This is a genomic window from Parabacteroides sp. MSK.9.14 (assembly GCF_019041495.1).
GTDB classification, from domain to species: domain Bacteria; phylum Bacteroidota; class Bacteroidia; order Bacteroidales; family Tannerellaceae; genus Parabacteroides; species Parabacteroides merdae.
This window is the reverse complement of the sequence record NZ_JAHPXO010000009.1, coordinates 40358-60134: the sequence shown is the minus strand read 5'-3', so window position 1 is coordinate 60134 and position 19777 is coordinate 40358. Positions and strand designations below refer to the sequence as shown.

Below are 19777 nucleotides of genomic sequence, written 5' to 3'. Positions count from 1 at the left end.
CACTTAATCCGCGTTCCTGGTTCTTCCAGAGAGCTCATCCCCCAGCTTTCCCATCGCTTTCGTCAAGTAGACTTCCGTCAATTTCACCTCTATCTGTGCATCTATCAGGCAGGAACGCGCCGACACCCAAGCCGTCTGCGCCTGCATCAGGTTAAGAGCCGGGATTACGCCTTCCTCAAATCCGAGATTGGCATGACGAAGATTCTCTTCCGCATTCTCCATATTGCGGGTGGAAACGATCAGCTTCTTGTTTGCTTCATTGACCTTGTAAACGGATTGATTGACCTGCAATTCCACCTTCTCGCGTGCATCCTGTAACTCCAAAGACTTGATGCGTGTCTCGGCACGAGCCGAATTGCGCTTATAACTGCCCTCCCACCAGCCGGAAAGCGGAACTTTCACCATTACACCGACATTGAACATCCCGGCAAATTCATTTTTGAAGCCGTTCATGGAATTAGGGTTCGTGACCAAGTAGTTTGCCATAAATGCCACATTCGGCAACATATCCGACAAAACAATCCGTTCCTTCCTCTTATAAATCTTAGTCGCCAAGTCAAGGCTCTTCAGCTCGTTACGATTCATAAAGGCCTCGTTCACATCGGCCGCCGTAACGGAAGGCTCTGTCAGAAAACTTTCGATATCTTCATCTGCTAAAACAAGCGGGTCTTCTAATGGCAACCCGCATATCTGTGCCAATAACATGCGGGAAAGAGCCAGACCGTTATCGACTTTCGTCTGTGCCATCTCTGCCTCATTCAGTTTGACTTTGACGGAGAGTCCGTCGGCTTCGGTCGCTACTCCCTCATTGATCATCGCTGTCATATCATGATCGGTCTTACGGAGCAAATCGACATAGGCATCAGCTAACTTCTTCTTATTTACTAATGAAATCACCTGCCAATAGGTTTCATCGGTTTTACAGATGACATCCTGCAGTTGCTGGTCATTCATCGACTCGGCCAATTGCTTGGCGTACTTAGTAATCTGATTGTAATTGATAATCTTGCCTCCCATAAACACAGGTTGCACAAGTGAAACGCTTCCCACCCAGATATTCTGAATGTCGAGGTGTTGCAAGTCATCCACCCCTTCCATCAACTTTCCAAACACCGGCAATTGGGCGATCGGCCCGAGAGCCCCTCCAATAGAAGCGCCGAGTGCTCCCATATCCAGCAGATTAATATCTTTCTGGTTCCACATATACGCGCCAGTCGCCGATAGTTGAGGAAAATATTTGGTGAAAGCGGCGTTTTTCTCATAGCCGGCCATTTTAATCTTTTCTCCCGAGATCTTCAACTCTTTGTTGTTCTGAATAGCCAATTCACGACATTCCTCCAGCGTCAACGTACGCCCGGCACTTGCATAGCCCGACGAAACCAGTAATGCAACTAATACGACAAATCTCTTCATCTTTATCTTGTTTTATTCGGATTCTTTCCTAAACGGTGCAAAAGTACTGGTTCGCTTTAAATATACAATTGAACTAATTCAATAACTGCTTTCTTATACGTTCACAAGCATATAGTTTCACATGGTTTCATCCTGAAGAAACCGTTGTTTCCCACCGATGAAAATATAGTTTCCCACCAGTAAAAATACAGTTCCATGCCCATGAAACTTGTTCCGCCACCTATTCTGTTCTAGTGAATGAGAGGACTTTCCGCTTCAACTTGCAATACCAGGCATTACTAATTCCCATATAATGGGCGATATACTTATCGGGAACCCGGTTGATCATCCAGGCATAGTTCGTGTAGAGAAACTGGATGAACTCTTCCGCTGTGGAAGAGAGGCGAACGGCCAACAGAACATCCAGTTTATAGATGATCGTCAGCATGATATTCTGATAATAAGATGCAAACAAAGGATAACGGAACGAAAGGCTCTCGATATGATCGCGGGAAAAGCAGAGCAACTCGCCGGCTTCAAGCGCCTTAATCTCAAATTCAGAAGGTTGCTTGGTAAAATAGCCAATGGCGGAAAGGAACGGAAACATATTATCAGCCGCAAAACCGGTGACACATTCATTACCGTTCTCGTTTACATATAAATTGATGAAAAGACCTTTGTTGATGAAATAGGCATCCTGACACAACTCACCTGTACGCAACAGATAATCTCCTTTCTTCACGGAGATCAACTTTGCGTTTTTTGCCAGTTCGCCGAGAAAAGCTTCATCACAGACGAGGGCTTCCGGAAGGTCGGCAAGTAGTCGCGCAAAATGGATATCTGTTTCCATTGCTATTTTTCGAGTGTGAAACTTTTACGGCCGATCAAATTGCCATCCGCAAATATATCGACCCGATATGTACCCGGAGAAAGAAATTCTTCGATATTCCAGTACATCGTAACCGGCAATTCCTCACCGTCATATTCGACCAGTTTCTTCATGGAGTAATTGATTTCTTTTCCTTCGAAGGTAAATACATCGGCACGGCTCTTCAACAGGATATCGTCGTCCGGCTTCATGATACGCACAAAGATCGTCTTCTCTCCGACCGGAGCCGTAATGTTCTTGCTGATCCGGAAGTCAACGACAAATTGTTCCATCTTCTTGATCACCTTTGCCTTTTTTCCGCGACCATTGACAGGAGTTACATTGATACCCGTCGCATCCAAACGGCTTGCCAATGTGACACGTTCCGTCAGTTTCTCTTTTTCCTTCTTCAAAGTGGTAGCCGTAGAAGAAGCCTGCTTGTATTTCTTTACCGCTTCATTCTTTTCCACTTTCAATTGTTCGTTAGCACGATTCAGAGAGTCGATCTGAACTACATAATTACGCATGATCTTACGCAATGTCTGCAATTCCTTCTTTAGACGGGCAATCTCTTTCGTATTTGTCGCCTTTACAGTACGAAGTTCTTCCTGTAAGCGTTGTACTTTAGCTTGCTCGGTAGACAATAGATTCAGTAAGGAGTCGTTACCTATATTAAATTTATATCCTTCATATTGGAGAGACAATTCGTTAAATTCGTCTTCCAATGATTCCTTATCCAGAACATAAGCCTGCTCCAAGTCCTCCATCTGCTGATTCTGATGGAAAATATAGTAGGCAGCACCGGCGATAATCAACAATAACACAACCACTGCCATGATCAGCAATGACATCTTATTTATTTCTTTTGTCTCTTTCTTTTCAGCATCCATACGGTTACGATTAAAAATGAACACGCAAAGGTATGAAAAATGATTTAAATTTCGAATATTATTCCTACCTTTGTGCCACTCAATTAAATAATAATTTGCATGCACGAGAAACTTATTATTCTTGATTTCGGCTCGCAAACAACTCAATTAATCGGGCGTAGAGTCCGTGAGTTGAATATGTATTGCGAGATTGTCCCCTACAACAAATTCCCCCACGATGCTACAGGTGTAAAAGGCGTAATCCTTTCCGGAAGTCCCTATTCCGTATATGACGCCAATGCGTTCAAAGCTGACTTAAGTGAAATACGCGGTAAATATCCTGTATTGGGAATCTGTTACGGAGCCCAATTCCTGGCTTATACATCCGGCGGAAACGTTGAACCGGCCGACTCCCGCGAATACGGACGTGCCAACCTGTCGTATATCGACAATACAGACGAATTGCTGAAAGGCATCAATGTAGGTTCACAAATCTGGATGTCACACGGAGACACCATCACGGTCCTTCCTGAAAACTTCAAAGTAATCGCCAGCACGGACGATGTAAAAGCAGCTGCCTATCATGTGGAAGGTGAACAAACCTGGGGCGTACAATTCCACCCGGAAGTATTCCACTCAACTGACGGTACTAAATTATTAAACAACTTCCTGAATATTTGCGGATGCGCCAAAGACTGGACACCGGCCTCCTTTATCGAATCGACCGTTGCCGAACTGAAAGAACAATTGGGAGACGACAAAGTAATCTTAGCGCTTTCCGGCGGTGTGGATTCTTCGGTTACAGCCGTTTTACTACACAAGGCTATCGGCAAGAACCTGACTTGCATCTTCGTCGATCACGGCTTGTTGCGCAAGAATGAATTTGAAAACGTGTTGAAAGATTACGAACACTTGGGACTGAACGTGATCGGAGTCGACGCCAAAGAGAAATTCTATAAGGAACTGGCAGGTGTCAGCGAACCTGAAAAGAAACGTAAGATCATCGGCAAAGGTTTTATCGATGTGTTTGACGAAGAGGCCCACAAGTTGAAAGATATAAAATGGTTAGGTCAAGGTACCATTTATCCGGACGTAATCGAATCGCTATCCATTACCGGAACTGTTATCAAGAGCCATCATAATGTAGGCGGTCTGCCTGCCAAAATGAACCTGAAACTGGTCGAACCGCTACGCCTTCTGTTCAAAGACGAAGTACGTCGTGTCGGTATGGAGTTAGGTATGCAACCACATCTGATCAAACGTCATCCGTTCCCCGGTCCCGGTTTAGGTATTCGTATTTTAGGTGATATCACCCCGGAAAAAGTACGAATCTTGCAAGAGGCCGACGATATCTATATGTCGCTGATGCGTGAATGGGGCTTGTACGACAAAATCTGGCAGGCCGGAGTGATTCTCCTCCCGATCCAGTCCGTAGGTGTTATGGGAGACGAACGGACCTACGAAAATACGGTTGCTTTGCGTGCTGTAACCTCGACGGATGCCATGACGGCTGACTGGGCGCAACTCCCATACGAATTCCTTGCGAAAGTGTCCAACGAAATCATCAACAAAGTCAAAGGAGTAAACCGCGTTGTCTACGACATCAGCTCAAAACCGCCCGCAACAATCGAATGGGAGTAAAATTCCATATCCGCATTTCAAGTATACATAATGTAAAACCAATAAAAAATAAAGAATCGTATGAAACAAGATATGATTGTTATCCTGGATTTGGGCAGTCATGAAAACACAGTGTTGGCACGAGCAATCCGCGCATTGGGTGTCTATAGCGAAATCTATCCGCACGACATTACGGTTGAAGAACTCAAAGCACTTCCGAATGTAAAAGGTATCATCATCAACGGTGGTCCTAACAATGTAATCGACGGTGTCGCCATCGATGTAAATCCGGGAATCTATTCGATTGGAATCCCTGTTATGGCAGCCGGCCACGACAAGGCTCTCTGCGAAGTAAAATTAAATGAATTCTCCAGTGACATGGAGGCTATCAAAGAATCGGTAAAAACATTCGTATTCGACACTTGTAAAGCCGAAGCGAACTGGAATATGACGAACTTCGTCAATGACCAAATCGAACTGGTAAGACGTCAGGTCGGTGACAGAAAGGTATTGTTGGCACTTTCTGGCGGAGTCGATAGTTCCGTTGTTGCCGCATTGCTTCTGAAAGCTATCGGGGACAAGTTGGTTTGCGTACACGTAAATCACGGTCTAATGCGTAAAGGTGAATCGGAAAATGTCGTTGAAGTTTTCAAGAACCAGTTGAATGCAAACCTGATTTATAAAGACGTTACCGATCGTTTCTTAGATAAGCTGGCTGGCGTTGCCGATCCGGAAGAAAAACGCAAAATTATCGGTGGCGAATTTATCCGTGTCTTTGAAGAAGAGGCACGCAAACTGGATGGCATCGACTTCTTAGCGCAAGGTACTATCTATCCCGACATCGTGGAAAGCGGTACAAAGACAGCCAAGATGGTGAAATCCCACCACAACGTAGGTGGACTGCCCGAAGACCTGAAATTCGAATTGGTCGAACCATTACGCCAGTTGTTCAAGGACGAAGTTCGCGCTTGCGGTCTCGAATTGGGCTTGCCTTACGAAATGGTCTTCCGCCAGCCGTTCCCCGGTCCAGGTTTAGGAGTGCGTTGCTTAGGTGCTATCACACGCGACAGACTGGAAGCGGTTCGAGAAGCGGATGCCATCCTGCGTGAAGAATTCCAAAAAGCTGGATTAGACAAGAAAGTTTGGCAGTATTTCACCGTTGTGCCTGACTTCAAATCCGTAGGTGTACGCGACAATGCACGTTCCTTTGAATGGCCTGTTATCATCCGTGCCGTCAATACGGTAGATGCCATGACGGCTACTATCGAACCCGTCGATTGGCATATCCTAATGAAGATTACGGACCGCATTCTAAAAGAAGTCAAAAACGTCAACCGCGTTTGCTACGATATGTCTCCGAAACCCAATGCGACGATCGAATGGGAATAAGATAAAAAGGAAACATTCAAAAATATTACTCGTCTATTCGCTTGATCACCCGGCAAGGGTTTCCGACAGCAAGTGAATAGGCGGGTATATTTTTTGTCACCACGCTACCGGCTCCGATCACCACGTTATTACCTATTGTAACACCAGGAAGGATGATGGCTCCGGCACCGATCCATACATTATTACCGATCGTGATCGGGTAAGCATACTCCAAGCCCTTGTTGCGATCGGATGCACCCAATGGATGTCCTGCCGTATAAATGCCGACATTGGGGGCGATAAAAGCATTATCTCCTATACAAACCTTTGCCCCGTCCAATATAACCAGATTGACATTCGCATAAAAGTTCTCTCCCACTTCTATGTTATACCCGTAGTCACAGGCAAAAGGAGGTTCTATGATCAAGTTCTCCCCGGTCTTCCCCAAAAGTTTTTTCAGAAGTTCCGTCCGCCTGATCTGCTCGAAAGGACGTAAACGGTTATAATCATAAAGTAACTCTTTTGCACGCTCACGATCCGCCAATATTTCTGGATCATAATTAGCATCGTACAACAGGCCGAGACGGCATTTTTCTTTTTCGGTCATTGTTTGTTATTACTGATTCAACACATGTATCGTATGGCAAGCGACCAATGCCGCCGTTTCCGTACGCAAACGACTTTCGCCTAACGAAATAGGTTCGAATCCACATTTTAAGGCAAGCGCTATTTCTTCGGGACTGAAATCGCCTTCCGGACCGATCAGGACAAGTGCGTTTTCTCCCGGATGATACGTTTGTTTCAAAAGAGGTTTTACCCCTTCCTCGCAATGGGCAATAAACTTACGACCGGCAAAAGGCAGACTAACGAACGTGCGGAAATCGGTCATTCCGTTTAGTTCCGGCAAAGTCGCTTTCTGTGATTGCTTCATTGCACTGACCAAAATCTTTTCCAAGCGGGCAGGCTTAATTTCCTTCCGTTCGGAAAAACGACAGTTCAAACAAGTAATGGCATTAATACCGATCTCGGTCGCTTTCTCCGCAAACCACTCCATACGGTCCATATTCTTGGTCGGAGCCACTGCTATATGAAGATTGAAGTTCCATAAAGCAGGCTGTTCCCACTGTTCCAGAATATTCACTTCGCAATGCTTAGGATGGGCACGGCTGATTGCCGCTTTAAAAAAAAAGCCTTTACCATCCGTCAACAAAATCTCGTCACCTTCAGTCAACCTGAGTACACGAATACAATGCCCGGCTTCTTCTTCCGGAAGCTCTAGGTTCACAGCTATCTCCGGCGTATAAAATATCTGCACTTGAATAAATTAAAAGTTAAAAATTAAAAGATTTCCCCATTGTCAATTGACAATTAACATCATTCCTATTATCGTAGCCGAAAGTACCGATACCAACGCACCGGCAATCATAGCCGGAAAGCCGAAACGAGTGATCAGTTCCCTCTTTTCGGGAGCCAACACGCCCATCCCTCCCAGCAAAATACCAATAGACGAGATATTAGCAAAACCACATAAGATATAGGTAGACATTAAAATAGATTTCTGATACAGAAACAAACCGGCATCTTTCCATTCCTGTAACTGGAAATAAGCGACAAACTCGTTTAAAATGGTTTTCTGTCCCAACAAAGAACCGACCAGCATCACATCCTGATAAGGAACTCCGATCAGCCACATAAAAGGAGATAAGATCACTCCCAATATAAACTGGAATGTCAGTCCTTGAGCCTTCCCGCCTGTAATGGATACGATCCAGTCATTCAGTCCGGTATAGCGTCCGATCACACCCTCCAAAATATAATTGGCAAGTGCGACCATTGCTATGAATACAAGCAACATCGCTGCGATATTCACCATCAGACGTACCCCCGTCGACGTACCGGCAGCCAACGCATCCAATACAGTGGAATGCTGTCCGACCTTCTCCATCTTCACCAAGCGGTCGTCGACCTTTTCTGTTTGCGGACAAAGAATTTTAGCCAGAACAATAGAACCCGGAGCAGCCATCAGCGAGGCCGAAAGCAAATGTTTCGCAAACAGAACCCTCGACACAGGATCACCTCCCGCCAACATACCGATATAAGTTCCCATCACTGTTCCGGCTATCGTCCCCATTCCGGAAACCATAACCAGAAATATTTCCGACCGGTTCATCGCCGGCAGATAATTCTTGATCAAAACAGGGGATTCCGTCATTCCCAAAAACACATTGCCAGACGCAACCAATCCTTCGGCTCCGGAAATATTCATGAAACGTCGTAGCAGCCAAGAAAATCCTCCCACTACGCGCTGGATAATCCCCCAATAATAAAATAAGGAAACCAAGGCCGAGAAAAAAATCACCACCGGAAGTGAGTTCAACAAAAAGATAAACCCTTCACTTTTAGTTACCAACGGCCCTAAAAGGAAAGCAACCCCGGACTGAGTAAAATCCATCAACTTAATAAAAGCCTTGCCCACCCATTCCAGAACAATTCCGACTACAGGGACATACAATACGGCAAGAGCAAAGACAAACTGCATAAACAATCCGCCACCCACCAATTTCCAATCGACCCGTTTCCGATCGTAACTCATCAGATAAGCAACCCCCAACACCGTAGAAATCCCTACTATACCACGTAAAAAAGACTCAAGACTAAAACCAAGTTGTTGTTCTATCATCTAGACCTGCCCTCCTCTTCACGACGCCGGATTTCATCTTTGTACATCTTTGCATACTCGTAGTTCTCATCGGCTATCGCTTCATCCAAACGATCCGACAATTCATCGACATCCAAAAGAGAAAGCCATTTTTTCAGCTTTGTTTCATCATGTATTTCCTCCGGCTCCAGAGCCAATATGGAATCATCGTCCTTGTCTTTCTCCTCTGCGGAATTTTCAAGCACGACACCACATTCACGGACAATCTCAGGTGTCGTATAGATATCGCATTTCACACGCAAAGCGATGGCGATAGCATCGGAAGTACGCGAATCCAAGCGAATCTGTTTTATTCCATCCTCAAAAAGCAGTTCGGAATAAAATACACCATCTTCAAACTTATAGATAAAAACCTCACACAAACGAACACCGAATGCCTGTGCAAAAGTTGCAAACAAATCATGCGTCAAAGGACGAGGAGGCGTGATGCGTTCCAAAGCGATCGCAATAGACTGGGCTTCCGACGTCCCAACAATGATAGGTATGCGGCGAACCCCATCTTCTTCAGCAAGAATCAAGGCATAAGCACCTGACTGTATCTGGCTGTTCGTTAAACCTTGCACCCGCAATTTTATTCTTGTATCCACACTATTTAGTTTTTTAGTCAATACACAAAAGTAATATTATTTCGGAATCTTAAAAACTTTCGAAAGAAAAGAAAAATACAAAGGGCCTAAAAAAAGAAAAGGTTGTCATCACGACAACCAATCTTCATTGCTAACCTTAAATCTAATACCATGAAAAACACAGTGCAAATATATAGATTTTATGTTATTCAGCATAGTTTTACGGCAGAATATTTATTTTTTTAGCATTATTTTAGCCTGCAAATCGACTGTTTAAAGGTGATTAACAGTTTATTGCTGATTCTTTGTATATTCATCCGCTTTTTCTTTCATCCTTTTGACACGCTTTTGTGTTTCGGGATGACTCGAAAACAGTTGGCGGAACTTAGATGATTTGGGAGCTTCCACACTTAATTCCAAGAGTTTATTAAGCGAATTATACATACTATAAGGATCGATACCGTTCGCGATACTGAACTCAAAGCCATAATCGTCTGCCGCATTCTCCTGCTTTTGCGAATACTGTGCACTGGCAAGCGTTTCGGCCAAACTCCCCAATTGCGAATCGGTCAGCTTGGCAACCGTATTGTTGGCAGCCCCGACAGCATTCTTGGAGGCCGAAGTCAGATAAGCCTGCTTCATGGCGTCTTTCGAATCCGTATGTAAAACATGACCGATCTCATGACCGATAACGGCCAGCACTTCATTATCATCCATAATCTTCATCAAGCCTCCACAAACACGAACGCTTCCGTCGCCGCAAGCAAACGCGTTCACGTCGATCACATTATACACCTTAAAATTCAGATCGAGACCTTCGACCTTGATATCTTTCGTCAGATTTGCCAAACGCTGTCCCATCGCCGTTTCCGGTCCGGCAATCTCATTATGCGTATCCATCCACTGGATATACTCGCGAGCCATGGCAGCCACGTCCTCGTCCGACAAAGTCACCGCTTTTGCTACATCGGATGCTGCATTCACTAATTTTTTAGTATTGATGGATTTACCTCCGATTTTAAACTGAGCCGAAACATTCAGGCTGACTCCGGCAACTAAAACCATTGATAATAAAATAGTCCTTACTTTCATATCGTTTGTTATTGTTTTAAATAATTCTCTACCTGATTAAATGTCACATCCTTCAATACAACTTTTTTATCCTTGTCCAACAGATAAAGGGTCGGTATCGCTTTCAGATCATAAATCTCATCATTTTTCAAACTCACCGTACTGTCATAAGAATTGATCCAGCCTGCAGGCATATAGGAAATATGTTTTTTCCAGGCCTCCAAATCCTCATCCGGGTAAACAGCCAGGATTTTAAGCTTGTTATTCTTGATCCACTCCGTCACAAACGGCGAAGCAGCGAGCTGATCCGTAATTTCCTTACAGGCATGGCAATCCGGATTATAGAAAAACAAGAGTAGACAATCAGCTTTCGTACGATACAAAGTTCCTTTTTTACCGTCCACCAGCGTGTACGTGAAATCTGTAGCCGGTTCTCCCACCCTGTTCTTAAGAGCTAATTCGAGCAAATGGGCCGGACGTATTTTACTGACTTCATCCAGAAACGGAGCTTCCAATACAGCATCCAATACATAAATATACAAAGACTCATCCCTCATGGGAGAATTCGGATCATAAAGATATTTTTCATACAGGCCGGAAAAATAGACGAACATCGAACTATCGGTCGACGCTTTACTCATCATCTCTTTGATAGAAGAAGCGGCCACTTTCGCCGGGACATATTTCATCATATCGATATAATTGGAAGTCGCTTGCTCCGTAATTTCCGGGAAATGAATCAGAGTTGTATCCGTAAAATCGAACTTATCCCAATAATGTTTTACCAAGTAAGCGGCGCGTTCTTCCGGTTCTGTAATGACACTGGGAACAGAAACCATTTGAAAAGTATGTTCTTTCGTGTTTCCTGCTTCCGTTTTCTCCACCTGTTGGCCGTTGCAGTTGCAAAAGATCAATATAAAAAATAATAGGTAAAGTATTCTTATCCTCATAGTATCTTGTTTTTATTCCCGCAAAGATATGATTTATCAGCAATTAAAAAACCAGAGAAACAAATAATTAACGGTCTTATGGAAAAAAGTAAGAGGTTATCCGAAAACCGACTGGCTCATTCAGAAAAAAAATGTCGGTGTTCTGTAGATAACCTCTTACGAGCTACAGGTTAAAATTCGAGGTACCTTATATTTTTTTACCTTATCGATAAATCAAAATAAATTATAGTTCGTCCGCAAGACTTTAAATTCCGTCCGACGGTTTATCTGATCTGCAATCTCTTGCTGCTCAGGAGTCATTCTTTCTATGAATTCTTCGGTCAGGACATCTCCTTCATTCAGGAAATCATAATTCTTGGCCATCCTCTTATTGATTGCTTTAGGAACACTTTCGCCATACCCTTTAGCCTCAAGTCGGTCTTGGGCAATTCCTCCGGCAATCAGATAGTCGACAACCGACTGTGCTCGCCGCTGCGCCAACCGTTCGTTGTACTGCTCCGAACCTTTCCGGTCAGTATGCGCTCCTAACTCGATCGTTACATTCGGATTGTCGTTCAGCATCTTAATCATTTCATCCAACGCTTTCTTCGATTCCGGACGCAAAGTCGCCTTGTCGAAATCATAGAAAATATTTTCGATCACGACAGGTTTACTGATCGGGGAAAGGAAAAAGTCCACGATATATGTTTCGTTCTTCTCCTCCGGCCCTGTTTTCAACTCAAAATTCTGATTCAAGTATCCACGTGCGCTTGCCATCATCACATAGCGGATATCACGTTCCAGTTCAACCCTGTACTTACCGTCTTTCTTTGCCAAAACTTTTTCGTTCAAACCATCCCTTCCGACAATACGGACCGTAGCATCTTCTATCGGGTTCTCGTCCACATCCGACACGATACCTTCGATAAAGATAGTGATAACCGGCAATTCGAAAGAATACAAATGGTCATATCCACGCGCATCATTGCGATTGGAACTAAAAAAGCCACTTTCTTTATTTCCGGCAAACGTGATACCGAAATCATCGCCGGACGAGTTGATCGGCGCCTTCATATTCTCGACATTCCACTTGCCCGTGCTGTCCAAGGTTGCTTTGAAAATATCCAACCCACCCATTCCCGGATGTCCATCGGAAGCAAAATAAAGCGTTACGGAATCCCGCACATAAGGAAACATCTCATCACCAGGCGTATTAATATCAGGCCCCAGATTTTCCATCGGTCCGAAGTCACTGCCCACGACACGCGCCCGAAACAGGTCTTTGCCTCCATAACCACCTACGGCATCCGACACAAAATACAGATACTTGCCGTCCGGCGATATCGAAGGGTGGCCGAGAGCCGTCACCGAATCTTTTACGATATTCGCCCTGGTTCCTTTTCCCCATTTGGCACTGCTGCGGGAAGATATATAGATTTCAGAAGTACGCGGCCCTTCCGGATCCTGTGCGCAATAGGTGTAATACATCGTATTCCCGTCTTTGGAAAAAGAAGGCGTTCCCTCGTCAAACTCGGTATTCACCTCGTCTTCGAGTTCGACCGGAGCCAACCAAGCTCCATTCTCGTCCTGCTTTACCAGAAATAAATCGTTGTTACGCTGTCCGGTGATGGCACTATTCGTTTCTTCCTTATCTTTCCCGGCTCCTTTCGGGGTACGGGTAGAAGCAAAATACAGTTGATCGTACTTTTCACCGTACAACATCGGACTGAATTCGGAACGGCGGGAGTTAAACTTGTCCATCCGCTTCACCGTATAGCGGGTCGGCGACTGTTTCCATTTCACGGCCTCCTCGCAACCGGTCACGCCGTTAAAGGCCAATACGCTGCCCGGTTCCGCCAGCAGGTAGTCGTTGTAATATTTGACTGCTTCTCCATAACGTCCGCTCTTCTGGTACATCTGCCCCAAGCGAAGATTCACGATACTGTCCGGATACTTATACCTGAGCGCGTTCATATAAGCACTGGTCGCACGCGGTGTATTGTTGATCAGACGGTTACACTCTGCCATCCTGAAAGCGATATATCCACGCAAGTCTCGCTTGGCAGGAGGAGTCTTCGTATATACTTTCCGGTAAATGGCCGCCGCTTCAAAATATTCGCCGATACGCTGCTTCTCTTCCGCATCGCTCAACTTCGCTGATTTACAGGAATACAGAAAAGACGCAGCCAACAACAGGAACAAATATGGGGTAAATTGTCTCATTTGCTATAATCTATGTTTTATATAAACAGGATTATGTACTATTTATTGTATGATCATTACAACAACAGCGAGCTGTCCCCGTAACTCAAAAAACGGAAATCATGCCTTAAGGCATAATCATAAATATTTTTCCAATCCCCTTTCACAAAAGCGGATATCAGCAACAACAACGTGCTTTTCGGCTGATGGAAATTGGTCACAATACCACGTACGATCTTGAACTCATAGCCTGGAGCGATAATGATCCGGGTAGCCGTCACCAACTTGTCCGCCTGGTGTCGGTCCAGATAATCCAAAATATTTTGCAAAGCTTCATCAGCTGTTAACCTGTTATTCGTCTCTTCGTAAGGCATCCATTGTTTGACGATCAGTTCATCGGCTGTGGCATCCGGATTCGAAGCCAACGTGACACCCATATAATAGAGGCTTTCAAGCGTACGGACCGAAGTCGTGCCGACCGCAATAATCTTACCGAGGTTATTCTTGATCCGTTCGATCGAACTCCGGCGCACCGAAATAAATTCGGTATGCATCTCATGCCCTTCGATCGTCTCGCTTTTCACGGGTTTGAACGTCCCGGCTCCGACATGGAGCGTCAGTTCTTCCCGTCCGATTCCCTGAGCATCGATAGCAGCCAGAACTTCCGGTGTAAAATGCAAACCCGCTGTCGGGGCGGCCACCGAACCTTTTATCTTGGAGTAAACCGTCTGGTAGGTCTGCAAATCGCTTTTCTCAGTTTCGCGATTCAAATAAGGAGGAATCGGCAATACGCCCGCTGCATCTAACAGATCAGCAAACGTACAAGTCGGATGATCCCACGTAAACTCGATGAGGTAGCTGTCCCCGCAGGTCTGCAATTTTTCCGCTTTCAGTATAACAGTCTCACCGTCGAGCTGCACCTCCTTCTTCAAAAGTCCTTCTTTCCATTTCTTCAGATTGCCGACCAAACAAGTCCAGCGGCAACATTCAGTCTGTTGAAAAACCAAAGCATAATCATGCGGCTCGACCGGCTCCAGACAGAAAATCTCGATCTTCGCCCCTGTCTCTTTCTGAAACAGAAGACGTGCCTGGATCACCCGTGTATTATTGAATACCATCAGAGAACCCTCCGGCAAATAATCCGTAATATGCTTGAATATACTCTCGCTGACTTTTCCTTCTTTATATAATAAGAGCTTCGATTCATCCCGTTTGGGTAACGGGAACTTGGCGATCCGCTCGTCAGGCAGCGGATAATCAAAATCTTCGATGCGTATCTGTTGCGTCTTTGTTGTCATGACTTTTACTATTACAGGCTCTTTTAATCGAACCGGATTGCAAAAGTACAAATTTATTGACATTTTGTCGTATTCTTCTTATCTTAGCAGAAAATTATAAACCTAAAGATATAAACCGATGGATTTCAATATCAGACAAGAACAGATAAAAGACTATGAAGCAGTTCATAAAGTAGTAGAACTCGCTTTCAGAGATATGGAAGACAGCGACCATAACGAACCTTTTTTAGTAGATCAACTACGTCAAACAGACGCTTTTATCCCAGAGCTTTCATTGGTTGCCGAGGTTGACGAAGAAATTATCGGCCATATCCTGATGACAAAAGTCGAAATCGTTTCAGAAAACAAATCCGTCACCTCTTTAGGGTTAGCTCCCGTTTCAGTTCTCCCTGAATATCAAAATCGGGGGATCGGATCAGCCTTGATCCGTGAAGCACACAAACGAGCCACCGAACTGGGATACGGTTCTGTCGTCTTACTAGGACATAAGGACTACTTTCCGAGATTCGGCTATAAACAAGCCATAGACTCCGGCATCGAATTTCCTTTCGATGTTCCCCACGAATATTGCATGGCAATCGAATTGCGTCCGAAAAGCCTTAAAGACGTACAAGGCATGATCCAGTATGCCAAACCATTTACGGAATAACCGAGAAGAGAAAGCAGGGAAAAAACTATCCGTTTTCATATTGCATGGAGATCAATATCCCGAAAGAACTCAAAAAATAAATACGAATAGTCAAAAACCCTTTCTGCTTTATAAGTGGCTCTTGAAGTTCCAAACCGTTTCATAAGATGAAACTTTTAGTCGGCAAGTGCATTCACCAGAAAATATCAACAAGAACAGGTATTACTCTTCAGGATTTACTACTTTTGTAGCAAATAACAAAAGTAAATAGAATGATGAGTAACATAAAAGTAGGAGACAAAGTGCGCTTCCTGAACAGCACCGGTGGAGGTGTCGTTCGTAGTTTCAAAGGGAAAGATCAAGTTTTGGTGGAAGATGAAGACGGATTCGAAGTACCGGCATTGATCCGCGAATGTGTAGTCGTAGGAGACAGCGAGATGCAGGTACACAGCTCCCGACGCTCACCGCTGCCTTCCGTGACACAGGCTGCTGTCCCGCAACCTAAGAAACCGGAACCTCAACCCGAAGTAGAAAAGGTAACGGAAACCATAGAAGGCGAACGGCTGAACATCTATTTGGCTTACCTCCCGATAGAGCCTGCCAAAGTGATACAGGGAAGCGGCTATGAAACCTATTTTATCAATGACAGCAATTACTATCTGTTTTTCAACTATATGAATCGCCAGAACAATAGCTGGATCAGCCGCTATAACGGCATTGTGGAGCCGAATACACAGATCTTCCTGGAAGAATTCGGTAAAGAAGAGTTGAACGACTTGGAACGTATTTGCGTACAACTGATCGCTTTCAAAAAAGACAAACCTTATTCATTGAAGAATGCCATTTCGGTAGAACTCCATCTCGATACGGTCAAATTTTACAAACAACACTGCTTCATGGAAAATGATTTTTTCGATGAAGATGCAATGGTATACCCAATCGTACGCCAGGACATCCCCGAAAAAGAATTACTGATCTCTGCTGCCGAACTCCAGCAAGCCATGCAGCAGAAGGTGCACGAAGACCGCCGTGTCCCCCAAACGATCGTCAAGAAGAAAGTAACCGACAGCTCAATTCTGGAAGTGGACCTGCATATCACCGAACTGCTGGACAACACCAACGGGCTGAGTAATGCGGATATGCTGGATTACCAGTTGGAGAAATTCCATGAAGTGCTCGCCAAATATGCCGCCAACAAAGGACAGAAAATCGTCTTCATCCACGGTAAAGGTGACGGGGTACTGCGCAAAGCAATCGAGAAAGAACTGAAAACAAAATACAAACAATATTATTACCAGGATGCCTCTTTCCGTGAATACGGCTTCGGGGCAACGATGGTAACAATCAAATGATCATGGCGATTGAAATTGAAAGGAAATTTCTGGTAAAAGGGGATTTCAGCAAACAGGTTTCCAAATCCGAACGTATCATGCAGGGATATATCTGCTCACAACCCGGACGGACGGTACGGATACGCATCCGGGGGGAAGAAGGATTCCTCACGATCAAAGGTGCATCGGACGAGAATGGGTTGAGCCGCTACGAGTTCGAGCAGAAGATACCACCCGCGGATGCGGAAGAACTGTTGAAACTCTGCGAACCCGGTATTATCGACAAAGTACGCAATCTGGTCCCTGTCGGGAAACACACCTGGGAAGTCGACGTCTTCCACGGCGACAACGAAGGACTGATCTTAGCGGAAATCGAATTGGCTTCTGAAGACGAACCTTTTGAACGGCCGGACTGGGTCGGACACGAGGTCAGCGGAGATCGTCGTTACTACAACTCGATGCTGACAAAATATCCGTACAAACAATGGTAAGATTTATGATTTCAGATTTATGAAGACGATAAAGTCATAAACCTGAAATCATAATTTATAAATCACAAATTATAAATCAATGAACAAACTCATCATCTCCCTCGCGGCAGCCATCCTGTCGCTACCGGTAGCAGCCGATGAAGGTATGTGGCTGCTGCCTCTACTGAAAGGACAAAGATTCCCAGAAATGCAAGCTTTGGGACTTAAATTGCAGGATTATGATATCTATAGCCCCGACTCAGCTTCCTTGAAAGATGCCGTCGTCATTTTCGGAGGCGGTTGTACGGGCGAGATCGTTTCGCCGGAAGGATTGCTCCTGACCAACCATCATTGCGGCTACGGTTGCATCCAGCGCCACAGCACGCTGGAACATGACTACCTGACAGACGGCTTCTGGGCCATGTCGCGCGATCAGGAACTTCCGAACCCCGGCATGACCGTCACTTTCATCGATAAAATAGAAGACGTGACCGACTATGTGAAAAAGGAACTGAAAAAAGATACCGATCCTAACAGCATGAACTTCCTATCTCCGAAATTTCTGAACGGACTGGCAAAAGCAAAAGTCGGAGAAAAGTTCCTGCAGGACAATCCAGGCACAGAAGTTGAGATAAAGGCGTTCTATGGCGGTAACCAGTATTTCATGTTCACAAAGAAAATCTATTCCGATATCCGCCTGGTAGGAGCTCCTCCCTCATCGATCGGAAAGTTCGGCGCAGATACCGACAATTGGATGTGGCCGCGCCATACAGGCGACTTCTCCGTTTTCCGTGTCTATGCCGATGCGAACGGCAATCCGGCTCCTTACTCTGACAAGAATGTCCCGCTTCGTCCGAAACGCTGGTTCAAGATCTCATTGAAAGGCGTCCAGGAAAATGACTATGCCATGATGATGGGATTTCCCGGCCGTACCAATAAATATTATACTTCCTGGGAAGTGGCGGAACGCCGTGATATTGACAACACGATCCGTATCCACATCCGTGACTTGCGCCAGAAAGTTATGTTGGACGAGATGTTGAAAGATCCAGCTGTCCGGATTCAGTATGCCAGCAAATATGCAGGCTCAACGAATGCTTACAAAAATGCGATCGGTAGCAACTGGGCCATAAAAAAACGTAATTTCGAACAAATAAAAAAGGAGGAACAGGACAAACTGATTGCCTGGTCCAACAAAATGTGCGAACCGAGCTACCCCGATGCCCTGATGGCGATCGAACAGATCGTATCGGACCGTAAAGACCTACGTTTCCGCAGTTGGATGTTGGATGAAGCGATCCTGCGAGGAATTGAATTTACAAGTGTGCCAACCCAAATGGATATGGTCATAGAAGCCTTGAAAGGGAAAGACAAAAAAGCCAGACAGGAACAACTCCGGCTGTTGGAACGGGCTTATCATGGATTTGCCAACAGCAATTACTCGGCCGACGTAGATAAGAAAATCGCCAAAGTGATGCTGAAAGAGTACCGCAGCCAAGTCGATCCGAAAGCGCAACCGACCTATTTCGAATTAATCGACAAGAAGTTCAAAGGAGACACAGACCGATTCGTCGACTATCTGTTCGAGAAATCCATCTTCGGCAGTGAGGATAATTTCAATAAATTCCTCTCTCGTCCGTCTGTCAAAGCACTGGAAAACGACCCGATGATTCTTTTTGCCAAGTCTGTCCGTGCAGAAGAAGCCAATCTGAAGAATGCGTTAAAAGGATTTGAAGATGGGTATGCAATGGCTCACCGTAGTTATGTAAAAGGTTTGCTGGCCATGTACGGCGATCGTGCCAATTTTCCCGACGCCAACTTTACCCTGCGCCTCACCTACGGACAGGTAAAAGGGTACAGCCCGCGCGACTGCGACTACTATGGCCATCAGACAACACTGGACGGAGTGATGGAAAAAGAAGATTCCACCAACTGGGAATTCGTAGTACCAACCCGCCTGAAAGAACTGTATGCTGCCAAAGATTTCGGACGCTACAAAACTTCCGACGGAAAAATGCCAGTTGCCTTCAGCACAACCACCCATTCGACCGGTGGGAACTCCGGTAGCCCTGTGATGAATGCAGACGGTGAATTGATCGGTATCAATTTCGACCGCAATTGGGAAGGAGTCGGCGGCGACATCCAATATCTCCCCGATTACCAACGCAGTATCATTGTCGACATCCGCTACGTTCTCTTCATCATGGACAAATATGCCGGAGCGGGATATTTGTTGGATGAGATGGAAATTGAAGAATAACTTTACACCAAGAGAGACTTGGCAGGTCATAACGCTATGCATTAACTACCCTAACTCATAAAGATAACACTATGCTTTACGGGTGTTATATTTTGTTTTTCATAAAACAAACTGTCGGCAGCATTCTCAAAAGGGTATAGGCTATTTCCGAAAAGCCTATACCCTTTTTATCATCTCCCTATAGCC

The 19777-nt window shown here is 45.1% G+C and carries 17 protein-coding genes; 6 read left to right on the top strand and 11 right to left on the bottom strand.

Annotated features, from left to right (window positions below; translation table 11 throughout):
• Positions 1–3: 3 nt before the first annotated feature.
• From KTG12_RS06850 to KTG12_RS06840, 3 genes are all read right to left on the bottom strand, one after another.
• Positions 4–1413, bottom strand: coding sequence for a TolC family protein (locus tag KTG12_RS06850; protein WP_022322826.1), 1410 nt, complete (start codon positions 1411–1413; stop codon positions 4–6).
• Positions 1414–1633: 220 nt separating this feature from the next.
• Positions 1634–2242, bottom strand: a complete 609-nt coding sequence (locus KTG12_RS06845) for a Crp/Fnr family transcriptional regulator (protein ID WP_022322827.1) — start codon at positions 2240–2242, stop codon at positions 1634–1636.
• A 2-nt stretch (positions 2243–2244) separates the two neighbouring features.
• Complete coding sequence (locus KTG12_RS06840) at positions 2245–3150, bottom strand: hypothetical protein (RefSeq protein WP_005642210.1); 906 nt, start codon at positions 3148–3150, stop codon at positions 2245–2247.
• 99 nt (positions 3151–3249) lie between these two features.
• Between KTG12_RS06840 and guaA (KTG12_RS06835) the strand changes: the two genes are divergently transcribed.
• On the top strand, positions 3250–4770 hold the full coding sequence (guaA, locus tag KTG12_RS06835; RefSeq protein ID WP_005640163.1) for a glutamine-hydrolyzing GMP synthase: 1521 nt from the start codon (positions 3250–3252) through the stop codon (positions 4768–4770).
• Positions 4771–4830: 60 nt separating this feature from the next.
• Entirely contained in the window at positions 4831–6138 is a 1308-nt protein-coding gene (gene guaA, locus KTG12_RS06830) for a glutamine-hydrolyzing GMP synthase (protein WP_005640161.1), read from the top strand.
• A gap of 25 nt (positions 6139–6163) precedes the next feature.
• On the opposite strand, the gene KTG12_RS06825 is transcribed toward guaA (KTG12_RS06830), so the two are convergent.
• The 8 genes from KTG12_RS06825 to KTG12_RS06790 form a co-directional block, all read right to left on the bottom strand.
• Entirely contained in the window at positions 6164–6724 is a 561-nt protein-coding gene (locus tag KTG12_RS06825) for a sugar O-acetyltransferase (RefSeq protein ID WP_138272940.1), read from the bottom strand.
• Positions 6725–6733: 9 nt separating this feature from the next.
• Positions 6734–7432, bottom strand: coding sequence for a 16S rRNA (uracil(1498)-N(3))-methyltransferase (locus KTG12_RS06820; RefSeq protein WP_022322830.1), 699 nt, complete (start codon positions 7430–7432; stop codon positions 6734–6736).
• A gap of 42 nt (positions 7433–7474) precedes the next feature.
• Complete coding sequence (locus tag KTG12_RS06815; RefSeq protein WP_022322831.1) at positions 7475–8797, bottom strand: NupC/NupG family nucleoside CNT transporter; 1323 nt, start codon at positions 8795–8797, stop codon at positions 7475–7477.
• The gene (locus tag KTG12_RS06810; RefSeq protein ID WP_005640152.1) at positions 8794–9423 is read right to left on the bottom strand and encodes a bifunctional nuclease family protein; all 630 of its coding nucleotides are present in this window, start codon (positions 9421–9423) and stop codon (positions 8794–8796) included. The genes KTG12_RS06815 and KTG12_RS06810 overlap by 4 nt, the downstream gene beginning before the upstream one ends.
• A gap of 270 nt (positions 9424–9693) precedes the next feature.
• Positions 9694–10494 carry a M48 family metallopeptidase gene (locus KTG12_RS06805; protein ID WP_022322832.1) on the bottom strand — a complete coding sequence of 267 codons (801 nt, stop codon included), beginning with the start codon at positions 10492–10494 and terminating at the stop codon, positions 9694–9696.
• An 8-nt stretch (positions 10495–10502) separates the two neighbouring features.
• Entirely contained in the window at positions 10503–11423 is a 921-nt protein-coding gene (locus tag KTG12_RS06800) for a DUF5106 domain-containing protein (RefSeq protein ID WP_005640147.1), read from the bottom strand.
• Positions 11424–11636: 213 nt separating this feature from the next.
• Positions 11637–13625, bottom strand: coding sequence for an OmpA family protein (locus KTG12_RS06795; protein ID WP_046451408.1), 1989 nt, complete (start codon positions 13623–13625; stop codon positions 11637–11639).
• 56 nt (positions 13626–13681) lie between these two features.
• Entirely contained in the window at positions 13682–14902 is a 1221-nt protein-coding gene (locus KTG12_RS06790; protein WP_046451407.1) for an S-adenosylmethionine:tRNA ribosyltransferase-isomerase, read from the bottom strand.
• A 118-nt stretch (positions 14903–15020) separates the two neighbouring features.
• On the opposite strand from KTG12_RS06790, the gene KTG12_RS06785 reads away from it, so the two are divergent.
• From KTG12_RS06785 to KTG12_RS06770, 4 genes are all read left to right on the top strand, one after another.
• Positions 15021–15551: a GNAT family N-acetyltransferase gene (locus KTG12_RS06785; protein WP_216945416.1), complete on the top strand. Its 531-nt coding sequence runs from the start codon at positions 15021–15023 to the stop codon at positions 15549–15551.
• 254 nt (positions 15552–15805) lie between these two features.
• On the top strand, positions 15806–16882 hold the full coding sequence (locus KTG12_RS06780) for a DUF2027 domain-containing protein (protein ID WP_005642133.1): 1077 nt from the start codon (positions 15806–15808) through the stop codon (positions 16880–16882).
• A gap of 2 nt (positions 16883–16884) precedes the next feature.
• Positions 16885–17352, top strand: coding sequence for a CYTH domain-containing protein (locus tag KTG12_RS06775; protein WP_036657638.1), 468 nt, complete (start codon positions 16885–16887; stop codon positions 17350–17352).
• Positions 17353–17431: 79 nt separating this feature from the next.
• Positions 17432–19591, top strand: a complete 2160-nt coding sequence (locus KTG12_RS06770; RefSeq protein WP_138272941.1) for a S46 family peptidase — start codon at positions 17432–17434, stop codon at positions 19589–19591.
• Positions 19592–19777: the final 186 nt, after the last annotated feature.

Bases quoted from the DNA above. Each gene is read 5' to 3' on its own strand.
- KTG12_RS06850 (WP_022322826.1), bottom strand. From the start codon at position 1,413: ATGAAGAGATTTGTCGTATTAGTTGCATTACTGGTTTCGTCGGGCTAT.
- KTG12_RS06845 (WP_022322827.1), bottom strand. From the start codon at position 2,242: ATGGAAACAGATATCCATTTTGCGCGACTACTTGCCGACCTTCCGGAA.
- KTG12_RS06840 (WP_005642210.1), bottom strand. From the start codon at position 3,150: ATGGATGCTGAAAAGAAAGAGACAAAAGAAATAAATAAGATGTCATTG.
- guaA (WP_005640163.1), top strand. From the start codon at position 3,250: ATGCACGAGAAACTTATTATTCTTGATTTCGGCTCGCAAACAACTCAA.
- guaA (WP_005640161.1), top strand. From the start codon at position 4,831: ATGAAACAAGATATGATTGTTATCCTGGATTTGGGCAGTCATGAAAAC.
- KTG12_RS06825 (WP_138272940.1), bottom strand. From the start codon at position 6,724: ATGACCGAAAAAGAAAAATGCCGTCTCGGCCTGTTGTACGATGCTAAT.
- KTG12_RS06815 (WP_022322831.1), bottom strand. From the start codon at position 8,797: ATGATAGAACAACAACTTGGTTTTAGTCTTGAGTCTTTTTTACGTGGT.
- KTG12_RS06805 (WP_022322832.1), bottom strand. From the start codon at position 10,494: ATGAAAGTAAGGACTATTTTATTATCAATGGTTTTAGTTGCCGGAGTC.
- KTG12_RS06800 (WP_005640147.1), bottom strand. From the start codon at position 11,423: ATGAGGATAAGAATACTTTACCTATTATTTTTTATATTGATCTTTTGC.
- KTG12_RS06795 (WP_046451408.1), bottom strand. From the start codon at position 13,625: ATGAGACAATTTACCCCATATTTGTTCCTGTTGTTGGCTGCGTCTTTT.
- KTG12_RS06790 (WP_046451407.1), bottom strand. From the start codon at position 14,902: ATGACAACAAAGACGCAACAGATACGCATCGAAGATTTTGATTATCCG.
- KTG12_RS06785 (WP_216945416.1), top strand. From the start codon at position 15,021: ATGGATTTCAATATCAGACAAGAACAGATAAAAGACTATGAAGCAGTT.
- KTG12_RS06780 (WP_005642133.1), top strand. From the start codon at position 15,806: ATGAGTAACATAAAAGTAGGAGACAAAGTGCGCTTCCTGAACAGCACC.
- KTG12_RS06775 (WP_036657638.1), top strand. From the start codon at position 16,885: ATGGCGATTGAAATTGAAAGGAAATTTCTGGTAAAAGGGGATTTCAGC.
- KTG12_RS06770 (WP_138272941.1), top strand. From the start codon at position 17,432: ATGAACAAACTCATCATCTCCCTCGCGGCAGCCATCCTGTCGCTACCG.